The sequence below is a fragment of the Fastidiosipila sp. genome, from assembly GCA_012511175.1.
GTDB lineage: Bacteria > Bacillota > Clostridia > Saccharofermentanales > DTU023 > UBA4923.
Genome location: JAAZGO010000025.1, coordinates 52,848 through 64,695, shown reverse-complemented (window position 1 = coordinate 64,695; position 11,848 = coordinate 52,848). Strand labels below are relative to the sequence as shown.

At 55.5% G+C, this 11,848-nt stretch carries 13 protein-coding genes; 7 read left to right on the top strand and 6 right to left on the bottom strand.

The window, feature by feature from the left end; translation table 11 throughout:
• Positions 1–185: 185 nt before the first annotated feature.
• Complete coding sequence (locus tag GX839_05345) at positions 186–1,217, top strand: DUF2804 domain-containing protein (protein NLB04885.1); 1,032 nt, start codon at positions 186–188, stop codon at positions 1,215–1,217.
• Positions 1,218–1,470: 253 nt separating this feature from the next.
• Positions 1,471–1,941, top strand: a complete 471-nt coding sequence (locus tag GX839_05340) for a hypothetical protein (GenBank protein ID NLB04884.1) — start codon at positions 1,471–1,473, stop codon at positions 1,939–1,941.
• Between the two features lie 68 nt (positions 1,942–2,009).
• Here the strand turns inward: GX839_05340 and GX839_05335 are convergent, their stop codons facing one another.
• Positions 2,010–2,246 (bottom strand): hypothetical protein, encoded by a 237-nt coding sequence (locus GX839_05335; protein NLB04883.1) that lies wholly within the window; start codon positions 2,244–2,246, stop codon positions 2,010–2,012.
• 469 nt (positions 2,247–2,715) lie between these two features.
• On the opposite strand from GX839_05335, the gene GX839_05330 reads away from it, so the two are divergent.
• On the top strand, positions 2,716–3,153 hold the full coding sequence (locus GX839_05330; protein NLB04882.1) for a hypothetical protein: 438 nt from the start codon (positions 2,716–2,718) through the stop codon (positions 3,151–3,153).
• A 162-nt stretch (positions 3,154–3,315) separates the two neighbouring features.
• Here the strand turns inward: GX839_05330 and GX839_05325 are convergent, their stop codons facing one another.
• Positions 3,316–3,663 (bottom strand): hypothetical protein, encoded by a 348-nt coding sequence (locus GX839_05325; protein ID NLB04881.1) that lies wholly within the window; start codon positions 3,661–3,663, stop codon positions 3,316–3,318.
• A gap of 746 nt (positions 3,664–4,409) precedes the next feature.
• Between GX839_05325 and GX839_05320 the strand changes: the two genes are divergently transcribed.
• Positions 4,410–4,847, top strand: a complete 438-nt coding sequence (locus tag GX839_05320) for a hypothetical protein (protein ID NLB04880.1) — start codon at positions 4,410–4,412, stop codon at positions 4,845–4,847.
• 126 nt (positions 4,848–4,973) lie between these two features.
• Here GX839_05320 and GX839_05315 read toward each other — a convergent pair whose 3' ends face one another.
• Both GX839_05315 and GX839_05310 read right to left on the bottom strand, forming a co-directional pair.
• A complete protein-coding gene (locus GX839_05315) occupies positions 4,974–6,026 on the bottom strand; it encodes a class II aldolase/adducin family protein (protein NLB04879.1) in 1,053 nt (350 codons plus the stop codon).
• Positions 6,004–7,506 (bottom strand): aminotransferase class III-fold pyridoxal phosphate-dependent enzyme, encoded by a 1,503-nt coding sequence (locus GX839_05310; GenBank protein ID NLB04878.1) that lies wholly within the window; start codon positions 7,504–7,506, stop codon positions 6,004–6,006. Before GX839_05310 ends, GX839_05315 begins: the two co-directional genes overlap by 23 nt.
• A 171-nt stretch (positions 7,507–7,677) precedes the next feature.
• Here GX839_05310 and GX839_05305 point away from each other — a divergent pair, with 171 nt between their 5' ends.
• Positions 7,678–8,382 (top strand): TetR/AcrR family transcriptional regulator, encoded by a 705-nt coding sequence (locus GX839_05305; protein NLB04877.1) that lies wholly within the window; start codon positions 7,678–7,680, stop codon positions 8,380–8,382.
• Positions 8,369–9,946, top strand: a complete 1,578-nt coding sequence (locus tag GX839_05300; GenBank protein NLB04876.1) for a carbohydrate kinase — start codon at positions 8,369–8,371, stop codon at positions 9,944–9,946. The genes GX839_05305 and GX839_05300 overlap by 14 nt, the downstream gene beginning before the upstream one ends.
• Positions 9,947–9,954: 8 nt before the next feature.
• On the opposite strand, the gene GX839_05295 is transcribed toward GX839_05300, so the two are convergent.
• On the bottom strand, positions 9,955–10,542 hold the full coding sequence (locus GX839_05295; protein NLB04875.1) for an HD domain-containing protein: 588 nt from the start codon (positions 10,540–10,542) through the stop codon (positions 9,955–9,957).
• A gap of 43 nt (positions 10,543–10,585) precedes the next feature.
• Here GX839_05295 and GX839_05290 point away from each other — a divergent pair, with 43 nt between their 5' ends.
• The gene (locus GX839_05290) at positions 10,586–11,134 is read left to right on the top strand and encodes an isochorismatase family protein (protein NLB04874.1); all 549 of its coding nucleotides are present in this window, start codon (positions 10,586–10,588) and stop codon (positions 11,132–11,134) included.
• Between the two features lie 3 nt (positions 11,135–11,137).
• Here GX839_05290 and GX839_05285 read toward each other — a convergent pair whose 3' ends face one another.
• Positions 11,138–11,731, bottom strand: a complete 594-nt coding sequence (locus tag GX839_05285; protein NLB04873.1) for a TetR/AcrR family transcriptional regulator — start codon at positions 11,729–11,731, stop codon at positions 11,138–11,140.
• Positions 11,732–11,848 lie beyond the last annotated feature (117 nt).

The following is an 11,848-nucleotide window of genomic DNA, read 5'->3' as shown; positions in this document are numbered from 1 at the left end:
TTATAGCAGACACTTCTTGACGTCATCTTGCCCATGTCCGACTCAGACAGCAGAGGATGCTCCGTCTAACAGGCAAAAGACCTTATATCGCTTATGGAAAAATAAAAAATTGTCATCCCGGGCTTCTCTGGCAGGCCTGCTTTGGTAAACTGGGGGCAAGAGGGTCAGGGAAGGAGATTCCGTTTATGTCTGAGCGCCGAAACCATCAAGTCACCCAGGCATTGCCGCTCTTGAAGGAGGACGGCAGCCTGCGGGAACCCGGCTGGTCCAAAGACCTGATCCAGGTTTATGATCGCGGCATGATCCGGGCCTCCAAATGGAGGATCAAGGAATGGGATTACTACCTGGTCCTCAGTGAAGATTTCGCGGGGGCCTTCACTATCTCGGATATCGGCTACATTGGCTTGCAGTCTGTCTCTTTGCTCAATTTCAAAGAAGGCTGGGAGCACACCGAATCCATTATCAATCCTTTTCCCTTCGGCAAAATGAAGCTTCCGCCCCACTCCTCATCCGGGATCACCCGCTATGAGGACAAGAGGTTGAAAATGGAGTTTGTAGCCGAGCCTGGCTTGCGAAGGCTTGCCTGCCACTTCAAGCGCTTTTATCGGGGCAGTGACTTTTTCTGCGAGCTGGAGCTTCAACAGCCGGACATGGACAGCATGGTCATTGCCACCCCTTGGGCGGAAAAGAAGAATGCCTTCTACTACAACCAGAAGATCAACTGCATGCCTGCAAAAGGCCGGATGTCCTTCGAAGGCCGGGATTATGTTTTTAACCCGGAGACCGACTTTGGCATTCTGGACTGGGGGCGGGGTGTCTGGACTTACAACAACCGCTGGTACTGGGGGTCAGGCAATCAGCGGATCGATGGCGAGGCCTTTGGCTTCAATATCGGTTACGGTTTTGGCGACACCCGGGCGGCCTCCGAAAATATGCTCTTTTACGGGGGCAAAGCTCATAAACTGGGTGATGTCACCTTTCACTTCAATCCTGACAACTACCTGGAGGACTGGCGATTCAGCTCAAGTGACGGCCGCTTTGAGATGGATTTTCATCCCATCATGGACCGCTATGCCAAAACCAATGCCCTGGTCATTGCGACCGAGCAGCATCAGGTCTTCGGGCGGATGCGGGGCCAGGCTGTCCTGGATGACGGCAGGATTCTGGAAGTCCGCGATTTGCTCTGTTTTGCCGAAGATGTCCATAACCGCTATTAGTCCGGAACATGGATTCGCCGGCCGGGTTCCCGAATAAGAGCGGCCGACGCATTCAAAGCAGGTCCCGGGCCGATCCGGGTGGAAGGGAATAGAATCCAGCCATCCGGGTCAAATTTCGGTGGGTTTGCTATACTATGACAGGAGATCACCGCAAGATGTGTTTCCTTGAGTTATCTTGCACAGGGTCTTGTCCTGGGTTTGTCAGAGGTTTTTGAACCTGGCATCTGTACAGTCGGAAGGGATCAGAATCGGGATGCTGATATGCAAGTACTGTAATACCCGCAACCAGGATGGCTCCCTTGTCTGTTTTGCCTGCGGAGCCAGCGATTTTAAACACAAGTGCGAAAACTGCGGAACTGTTTTCGAAAAGAGCAATTTTTGTCCCCAGTGCGGGGTCAAGGCAGGTGCCCGGCCCAAAGTCTGCCCCCGCTGCGGGACCCGCTACTATTCCGCAGCTTGCCCTGACTGCGGCTACATAAGATCCCAGGGCGCGGTGCCGGCAGCGGCAGCTTACACCACCCCGCCCTACTACGACGCCCCTTCGCCGCCTCAACCCGCCAGGAGGAGACTGACCTGGCTCTGGGTGCTGGGCTGGATCTTTATCTTTCCTCTCCCCCTTACGGTTTTGGCGGTCAACAACCGAAACCTCAATTTCACGGCAAAAACCATTATTATTACGGCTTCCTGGTTTTTGTATTTTGTGATCTTTGCGAGAATCAGTTAGCCGCTGACAGGTTCATTGCCGGTCAAAGCTGCAGTTCGGCCACACCTTCCAGATCAATCAGAGAGCACTTAAAAAGCCCTATCTGCCGTCATCCCTGAGTGTATGGCGGGGTTGTAGAGCATGTCAAGGAGGGCGATATCGTTCGGCTCCAGCCCCTTCAGGTCATTGTCGAATTCCAAAACACTGTCCCGGTCCGGGTTCTCCTTTCTCCAAAGTCCCTGGCTCCCCATAAGCAGTCTGCATGTCAGGTAATCCCTGCGTTCTGGACTCTGACGGGTACTTCCCAGCGCATGCGCAGGCGGCATTCTTTCCGCCTGGGCCGGGGACGTTCCCTCGAAAAAGAGCGGCAGGGTGCCCCCGTCACTTCCTGGCCGGATCCTCCCGGTTTTAAAGGAAATGCCAGACGGCAAAAGCGGAGATTGCGAGTAAAACAGGATCAGAAAGGACGATTAGAATCACTGTGCAAGTCTGGAGTTTGGCCCTGCGGGCTGCAGGCAGAGGTGTGGGCAAGGTGTACAAAACGGTCCCCGGCTTTCATCCGCTTGCCGCACCGGGGCACAAGAAAGTATCCATGGTGGAAATCTCCTTGATAAAACCGGGCTTTTAACTCGGCCTGGATGCCACCAAGTCCCTGTAAATGAATTATAATTATTAAGTGTTTAGTAATGAAGCGAAGCATCGATAAGTGCGTTAAATCAGAACGATCGCGCGCTTGCCGGAGGAAGAGCCCGGGTGCATAATATTACAGTGAGTTTTCCAAGGAGGAGCCCCTGGATGAAGCAGTCAATTCTTTATGAAATCAGTGAAAGGCTAAAGGCTCTTGGAGTCCCGTTCCATTATGGATATGGGACCGATATCATGATCAATACCGAATTTCTGGACGCTAAATGGCGTACCGGCAGCCGGTGGATTCACTATGAAGCCTTGATTCTGGCCAATGAAGGCGCACGGTCAGTCTATATGTATGAGCGGACCATCGAGATCGGGAGCGGCCACTCTTTCGGCATGAGCAGCGATTCATCCTTTCAGACCGGCAGGACTCTTTTCCGCAAGGTTAAAAGCGTACAGTACGGGCCGGATGGCAAGGCGTATGAATATGCGTTTGACCTGGGAGCCATACCCGCGGCAGCCAGGGAAGCGGCTACGCGGGCCGGCTGGAAGTTCAAGACCGTGATCAGCAAGCAAAAGGCCCTTTATCCGGCAGCGACTTAAGGATTAAGAATTCGATTGTTTCGCACTTTTACCGTAAAGGTTAGGCCAGCCTGATGTCAGGACAGCATGACTGTTCGATTGAAAGCCGGCAGTGAACGTTTTGATTCAGATGATCAGGGGCAAAAAGCGGGGGTCACGGTGACCCCCGCTTGAGACAGGAAATTATTTCCTGGTTAGCTCGTAAGTGGGTCGCAAAGGCTCCTCCGTTGTCAGGGAGAGCTTGTCGCCATCGATCCTGAACTGGTAGAGGATCGGGTCATCCCAGCGCGACAGCTTGATGGATACATTCCCGCCGTCAATGGTGTAGCTGCCGTCGTCCTTGATGCCGAATTCATTTTCCATCTTGCAGCCGCCTTTGCCGTCAAAGGTCCAGGTGGTGCCCATGTCCTGGCTCCTTCCCTCCCAGCTTCCCTTGAGGGCGTCGCCGCCGCCGCCGCTGCAGGCAGTCAAGAAGAACATAGCCGCAAGGGCTGCTGTCAGGATCAACCAGGTCGCTTTTTGTTTTCTCATATTTATTTCCTTTCTTTCCTTCCGGTCAAAAATTGACCGCGTCTAACTTAACATAAAAAATTGACACTTTCCCTCGTCTTCCTATGCAAAAATCCTGCCGATTTTTGACCGCCTTCAGGCAGGTGCCCAAAGTGCATCGAGAGAAGAAGCATTTCTTTTCCATCAGATTTTGATGTAAGCCGTTGGCATCAGTTTGCGATCCAGCCAGGACAGGGGCCAGGTTTTTCGTAGTGGGGCAGGTTCAGGCAGCAAAGCGTGTTTTTAATTCCAGGGTTAGGATGGCTTCCGCATCCGGCTTTTCCCCGGCCAGCCAGAAGACTTCCCAATCAAGGGTTTCTTGTAATCCTTTGAAAAAGGATCAGTCAGAGATGTCCTCCATGGCCTGGTTGACCGGCCCATTTTTTGAGGTCGCCGTCTGTCCACAAAGACGGGCAGGAGCCGCTTTCTGCACACCTGTCCCGCATTCACTGGCTGCCAACTTTTCAATTCGACATGAGGCATCTTGGGTACCCACCCCTTTGTTCCGCCGCCGGCAGAAGAAAGCATCCCTGGTCGAGCTCCATAAGACCGGTCTTTTTCGAAGGCCTTGGCATCTTCTTAAAACTCCTTTAATGATTAATATTTATACGATGAGATAAGAAAGGGGAAGTCATCTGATGGGTCTATTGCTGAATAAAGGGTTCTTGACAAAAATGACGGTAGATGTATAATGTTACAGCGCAGATCTTTAAGAAGAGGAACCCGAAATGAGGCAGTCGATTCTTTGTGAGATCAGTGAAGGGCTGAAAGCGCGTGGTGTTCCGTTGCATTGTGGCTACGGCACCGACATCATGGTCAATGCAGAATTCCTGGATGCCAAATGGCCGGTCGACGATCGGCGGGTCCACTGTGAAGTTTTGATTTTGGCCAATGAAAACCATCGGGTGGTCTACATGTATGGGCGGGCAGCCGAGATAAACGGCTACCACTCATTCGGTGTAAGCGCCGACGTACCCATCGAGTCCGGCAAGACCCTGCATCGCGAGGTCAAACGCGTGCAGTACGGCCCGGACGGCCAAGCGCATGAATACGCGTTTGATTTGGGCGCTATACCCGAGACGGTCGAAGAATCAGCCAGAAGGGCTGGCTGGAAGTTCAGGACCGTGACAAACAAGAAGAAGGCACTCTACCCGGCGGCTTCCTAACCCGGGAGCCGTTCCGGTTAGTGCTTTTTCTTGGGCTTCTGCCCCTCCTGTTTCAGGGATGCCGCCAAATGTGCCGGGCCTGAAAAGGGCCTGGCTTGGCGGCGTGTTCGCTTGGCGGGCAGCAGGCTATTTCTTCTTCGAGTAGAAACGGGTGTAAACCAGCCGCATCAGTTTGCGGTCAAGCCAGGACAGGGGTTCGGGCTTGCCATAGCGGGATGCGTTCAGGTAGCAGAGCGCGTTCTTTTCCACCAGGGTCAGGATAGCTTCCGCGTCGGCTTCTTCACCGGCCAGGCAGAAGACGCCAATGTCTTCGACCAGGACCGCGTTTCGCCCCCTGGCCGCCCTGGCCAGGGCCGGCAGGTCCTGGCTTGATGCCAGGCGGATGTCGCTTCCCACAAGCTGGGCAAAATCGTCCAGGAGGGCAGGCAGACGTCGGGTTTTTTCCATGACGGATCGGATGGCCGGGGACGTCCGGTGCAGGATGAAACGGAGGTCCGGGCACGCCTGGTGCAGGGCCTGGTGGATCCTTTCGATTTCCTCTTGTGGCTGATTTTTGAAGGTCAGGCAACTCTTTTGATCTTTGGAGCTGACACTTTCCGGCGCATCGTGGCTGAAGCTTAAACCTTTCATGGCCCGACAGCAGATGTCCTCGACCACCACCGAGCGGTCGAAGGCCTCTCCCCGGCTGCTGCCGGTGATCAGGATCCCGTGCCTTTCCATCAGGATGACCCGGCTTCCCTTCAGTTTTTCCTCCACTTTTTTGCGCAGAGATTTGGAACCGGGCAGGCCGTAGGGGGCAAGCAGCAGATCACCGCCCAAAGCCTCCTTTTCCTCAGCCGTAAGCTTCAGGGTGTGGAAGCCTGCGATGCCCAGGCAACTGGCGCAGGTCTGATGGGTATGGATGACAAACTGGGTGTCCGGGTCCAGCCGGTAGGCGGCGGCATGGATGCCTTTCTCGGAGGAGGGTTTAACAGGGCCCTCATGGGCCAGGGATTCCATGTCCACCTGAACGATGGTTTCGGGGGTCAGGCGGGCATAATCGATGCCGCTTGGTGTAATGGCAAAGCTTTTGTCATCGATGCGGCAGCTGATGTTGCCCCAGGTCCTGGCGACCAGGCCCCGGGCCACCAGCTCCCGGCCCGCGGCCAGGACTTCTTCAATTGCCCGGCTTTTTTCCATGGTGATCCCCGTAATCCTTTTTTACCACTTGTTGAAAGACCCGGTCAAAGCGGGCCAGGGCTTCCCTGATGGTTTCTTCCGTGTAGGTGGCGTTGACATAGAGCCGGCTGCCCGCCAGGGTGACCAGGCCTTCAGCCATGTAAGCGGCTCCCATGCGTTCCATCTCCTTTTTGCGGATGGAGGTCTCCTTGAGGATCCCGGGGATGGTCCAGGGCCTGCTCCAGCGGATGGCGTAATGCATGGTACCCAGGGTATTCAGGTGGCAGATTGAGCCGATGTTGTAGGCGACAAAAGGCAGCTGATGCCTATCGATCAGGTCATTCAAGCCGTCAGTCAATAAATCGCCCATGGCGTTGGCCCTGGCGCAGGCGCCGGTCCGCTCAATTTCACAGAGGGTGTGGTAACCTGCCGCGCAGCTTAAGGGATTGGCAGCCAGGGTGCCGCCGGACAGGGCCTTCTTGCCGCCGCCGTCCAGGCCCGCCCCCAAAAACCTCATCACTTCATGCTTGCCTCCGACGCCGCCAGCGCCCGGGTAGCCGCCAGCGATCACTTTGCCGAAGACGGTCAGATCAGGCGATACCCCGAAGTAGCCCTGGGCGCCATCCATGCCCAGGCGAAAACCGGTAACCACTTCATCGAAAACCAGGAGAGAGCCATATTGCCGGCAGAGCTCCTCAGCCCCCCGGTTGAAGCCCAAATCCAGAGGCCGGGTGCCGCTTTCGGGACCGACAGGTTCGATGAAGACGGCTGCCGTGCCGCCCCTCATCCGGTTCTTGCGGAGGACGGCTTCCAGGCTGTTCAAATCGTTAGGGAAGAATTCCCGGGTTTTCTTGAAGACAAAGCCCGGGATGCCGGGGGACTGGAGGCCCTTGGTACCGGGAATGCGGATGCTGTAAGCCAGCTGGTCGCTCCAGCCGTGGTAGGCGCCGCCCATTTTCACGATATTCTTTTTGCCCGTGGCCAGGCGGGCCACCCGGGCAGCCACCATGCAGGCCTCGGTTCCTGAGGTGTACATGCGGAACATATCGACACTGGGCATGGAGTCCACAATTTTCTGTCCCAGCAGGTATTCGTATTCGTGGAAGAGTCCGGTTGAAGGACCGCAAGTCTCGAGGAGCTCGAAGACTTTTTCTCGCACGGCATCCGGATTGCTGCCCAGGACCGTGGGCCCGCCGGATTGGAGAAAGTCAAAATAGGTATTGCCGTCCAGGTCGGTCAGGGTGTGGTCTTTGGCACGGGTGAAGACCAGGGGGAAGGGATAATTGAAGGCCAGGTTGTGCTGAACGCCGCCGGGGATGATCTCCCGGGCTTTGGTAATCTGTGCTTTTGAGGCGGCGCATTTCTTGCCGTAGTAGTCCCGTTCATAATTTTCCAGGGCCTGGTCCGAGATCGAGTAAACGGGCAGCCGGATCAGCTCATCCAGCTTGGCGGTAACAGACCGGGCGTCGGGGTAGCGGTGCAGGGATTTCTTCTTATCCATGGGAAACTTCCTTCCTCCTGGCAATGAAAGTGAGCATTCATTCACTTCCTTAGAATTAGCACACCACTGCGCAGCTGTCAATTAATTTGCTTGTAATCTTTGCCCCTTGCCCTTATGATTAAGCACAAAGTGAGTACTTGTTCTTTAACTTGAAAAAGAGGAAGTGAGGGCTTGATGCAGATCGATTATTCAGTCAGGGGCGACGGCCAGGCCTCGGATCTCTTCATGCGCATCCCGGAGGAAAAACGGCGCCGGATCATCAATGTGGCGGTCAGGGAATTCGCCGGCCATGGTTTTACCGGCGCAAACGTCAATCGGATCGCCAGGGGGGCGGGCATCAGCGTGGGAGCCCTTTATAAGTACTTCCCGTCCAAGGAGAGGCTCTTCATGCACATCGTGGAGGTGGCTGCGGCGGGTCTCGACCGCTATGTGAGGGAGATCATCGAAGCGGACATCCGCCTGTCCTCCAAGCTGGAACGGCTCCTGCGGCTGGCCCAGGACTATTCCAGGCAAGACCCGGATCTGATCCGGCTCTACAATGTTTTTTCCACTGAAAGCGACTGTGGCCGGGCGGAGTTCATCGCGGGCAAATTGGAAAGCATTACGGCCAAAGCCTACAGGGATTTGATCCGGCAAGCCCAGGAGAAAGGCCAGGTCCGGGATGACATTGACCCGGGCATTCTGGCTTTTCTCATCGACAACCAGCTTCTGGTCATGCAGTATTCCTTCGCCTGCGGCTACCACCAGAAGCGGATTTCGCTTTTCGTCGGGGAAAAGAATATTGCGGACAATGAGTACTTGATCCACAGCATGATCAAGGCCCTGGAAACCATGCTGGGGATCAGGCCGGGAGGACAGGAGAATGAAGGAATCTGAACACGTCATCTGCTATGACCTGGGAACCACGGGGATCAAGACCTGTCTTTTCGAGCTGGGGGACAGGATTACCTTGCTGGCAAGCGACTATGCCGCCTATCCTCTCTACGTCCTGGACGGCGGAGGCGCCGAGCAGGATACCGAAGACTGGTGGCAGGCCATGTGCGCCACCACCAAGGAAGTCCTGGCCAGGACGGAGTTTTCGGGCGGCCAGATTCAAGCGGTCTCCTTTTGCTCCCAGATGCAGTGCCTGGTATTGACGGACCGGGAAGGCCGGCCGGTCCGCCGCGCCATGTCCTACATGGACAACCGGGCCAGTGAACTCTTCGGCAAGGGACCCGGCCCTTTCCAGCTGCTGACCTGGCTGCGCCTGACCAAGGCGGCTCCTGTCAGTGCCAAAGACCCGCTCTGGCGCTACAAATGGGTGGAAAAACATGAGCCGGAACACTTCGCCCGGGTTCATGCCTGGCTGGACGCCAAGGACTACCTGGCCCTGCGGTTGACGGGCAGGGTGACCATGACCGAGGGATCTGCCTTTCCCACTTTTTTGTACGATGTCCGGCCGGGCAAACATGGATGGAGCAGAAAGCTCTGCCGCCTGGCGGGCGTCAGGATGGAGCATCTGCCCCCCATCATCGGGGCCAGCGATCCCGTGGGGCCCATGACGGCTGAGGCGGCGAAGGCTTTGGGACTGGCGGAGGGAACCACCGTTTTCAGCGGCGGAGGGGATGCCGAACTCATCGGTGTGGGAGTGGGCGCGGTGGAGCCGGGCGATACCCACCTTTACCTGGGGACCTCGGGCTGGATTTCCACGGTAACAGACAAACAGATTGTGGATATCCGGCGGTCCATGGCCTCTATCGTGGGGGTCCAGCCGGACCGCTACCATTACTTCGCCGAGATGGAGACAGCCGGCAAGAGTCTGGAGTGGGTCAAGGAACACCTGGCTCTGGATGAGATTGACATCTACCTGGAAAAAAAGGAGGTGACCGATTCTCTGGAATCGGTCTACCGCAGCCTTTATGACTATCTTTGTGAAGTCATTGATCAGGTGCCGGCAGGCAGCGGGGGCGTTCTCTTCACCCCCTGGCTGCACGGTAACCGCTGCCCCTTTGAAGATGCCAGTGCCCGGGCACTTTTTTTCAACATTGGCCTGGAAACAGGCAAATCGGAATTGATCCGGTCGGTGGTCGAAGGCATTGCCTTCCACTGCCGATTCATGATGGAGGCCCATGAGCGAAAACTTGCCGTGGCTGACACCATCCGGGTCTGCGGCGGCATTGCCAACGCGCCGGTTATTTGCCAGATGCTGGCTGATATCCTAGGCCATCCCATAGCCGCTTTCCCTGACCCGCAAAACGCGGGAGCTTTGGGGGCGGCAGTCCTGATTGCCGCGGCACGGGGCAGGATCCCCTCGGTCGCAAAGGCCAAGCTCATGCTGGCGGAACCAGTGGTCTACCAGCCGGATCCGGCCAAATGGGAAGCCTATAGGAAAAACTATCTTGTCTTCACCAAACTTTACGCGAAGAACAAGGAGCTCTTTTCCATCCTGAACCGGCCCTGAGGCTATGCTCAAATGGCTTCCAGTTCCCGCCGGATTTCATCTTCCGACGCCTGCATGGCTTCCAGGGTCCGGGCGATCAGCTCGTCCAGGGTCCAGCCCAGGGCGTCGGCCCCTTTCTGGATGGTCTCCCGGTCACAGCCGGCGGCAAAGCCTTTGGACTTGAATTTTTTCTTGACGCTGGAAACCTGCATGTCTGAGACGCTTTTTGAAGGACGGACCAGGGCGGCGGCCCCGATCAGGCCGGAGAGTTCGTCCATGGCGTAAAGGATTTTTTCCATTTCATGCAAAGGTTCCACATCGGAGCAGATGCCATAACCGTGACTGACGATGGACCGTATCATGTCCTCGCCCACGCCGGCCTCCTCAAGGATCCGGGGCGTGTGTTCCAGGTGTTTATCGGGGTATTTTTCAAAGTCGATGTCGTGGAGCAGGCCGGTTATGGCCCAGTATTCCTTCTCCTCCCCGTAGCCCCTCTTTTCCGCAAGCCAGGCCATGACGGCCTCCACGGTCAGGGCATGTTCCAGATGGAAGGTTTCCTTGTTGTATTTTTTCAGCAGTTCCAGGGCTTTTTCGCGGGTGATTTGGCTTGTACGCATGCTTGACTCCTTTTTGGTAGACTCGTTTAAACAGGAGGGTCTTATGGATCAGTATACCTTGACAAGAGAAGAAAGCCTTTTATTGGTCATCGACATCCAGGACCGGCTGGCCCGGGTCATGGAAGACCGGGACCAGGTGGTTAAAAACAGCCTGATCCTGATTCGGGCCGCCATGGAGCTGGGTTTTCCCATCCTCGCCACTGAGCAGTACCCCAAGGGTTTGGGGCGGACCGTTCCGGAGCTTCTGGAATGGCTGGATGAGGACTGGATTTTCTCCAAGAACAGCTTCACTGCCTGTACCGACCAGGTGCGTGAGGTCCTGGCCGCCCAGAGAAAAAGGAAAATTTTAATCATCGGCATGGAAACCCATGTCTGCGTCTTTCAGACGGTCCGGGATCTTTTGAAAGAAAGTTACCAGGTCTTTCTGGTCAGTGACGCCGTGACTTCAAGGAACCGCTTCAACTATTTGAACGGGCTGGATCTGATCCGGTCCATGGGAGCGGTTATCACCAATACGGAAACAGCTGTCTTCGACTTGCTGAAAGTATCGGGAACACCGGAATTCAAAACCCTGTCCCAGCTGATCAAGTGAGGCTTAGATGAGGTAGCGGGTCATCAGGGCGTCAAAGGTTTGGTTGAGCCGGCTGCTCAGGGCGCCGGGTTTACTCAGGTCAGTGCCATGCCACTGGAAGAGTGCGATCAGGTAAACCCCCATCACGCCGTCCAGGATTTCATCGGCATTCTCGCTTTTTTTGAGCAGCTTTTCTTCCTGTGAGGCCAGGATCAGCTTTTTCAAGATGCCGGTCATGTCATCCCAGGAACCGAAGAGGGAGCTTTCCTCATCGGCATGCAGGCAGGCGATCCGGCGTGACAGGACCGGATACTGGAGGCTTGCCTCCACGATCTCCTCAAGAACCCGGCGGAGTTTTTGGAGGCTGTCGCTGCAATCCTCAAGATTGGTCTCCAATAATTCCTCCACCCGGTCGACCACCTCATCGACGATGCCGATCAGGAGGCTTTCCTTGCTGGGGAAATAATTGTAGACAGTGGCCTTGGAAACCTTGGCCCTGCGGGCAATCTCCTCCATCATGGTTTCTTCGTAACCCTGCTGGGAGAAAAGTTTGCGCGATGCCTTGAGAATACGGCGGCGGGATTCAATCTTGTTCAGCTCACGTCTTGAATAAGGCATGCCAGTATTATACACCATCAGGGCGGCAGAAAAGAGAAAAATAATTATACTTGACACTAAATTTAGAGTTGAGTATAGTAAAAGGCACAAATTGAAGACATCGAAAGAAGCCAATTC